The organism is Microvirga pakistanensis (assembly GCF_004458765.1).
In the GTDB taxonomy this organism is placed as follows: domain Bacteria; phylum Pseudomonadota; class Alphaproteobacteria; order Rhizobiales; family Beijerinckiaceae; genus Microvirga; species Microvirga pakistanensis.
This window is the reverse complement of record NZ_SPJX01000009.1, coordinates 1-223: the sequence shown is the minus strand read 5'-3', so window position 1 is coordinate 223 and position 223 is coordinate 1. Positions and strand designations below refer to the sequence as shown.

Below are 223 nucleotides of genomic sequence, written 5' to 3'. Positions count from 1 at the left end.
TCAGGGCCGTGCTCCATCATCACGATGGCGTCGGGAGCGGCCGCGATCAGGCCTTCGTCCGACAGGGGCTTCCAGCCGCTCAGCGACGCCGCCGCGTTGCTGGCGCCTGCCCGCGCCAGCATGGCGTCCGCCGTCGTGCCCTGTCCTCCCACGAGGGGGCGACCGTTCTGAAGCGAGAGCACGAAGAGCGCGCGGCTGGGGCGCGTGATACGCGCTTTCGCCT

The 223-nt window shown here is 71.7% G+C and carries 1 protein-coding gene; it reads right to left on the bottom strand.

The genetic code is table 11. The annotated features are described in order from the left end of the window. The coding region (locus tag E4K09_RS00035) for an ABC transporter substrate-binding protein (RefSeq protein ID WP_166802080.1) at positions 1–223 on the bottom strand (223 nt) is incomplete at both ends.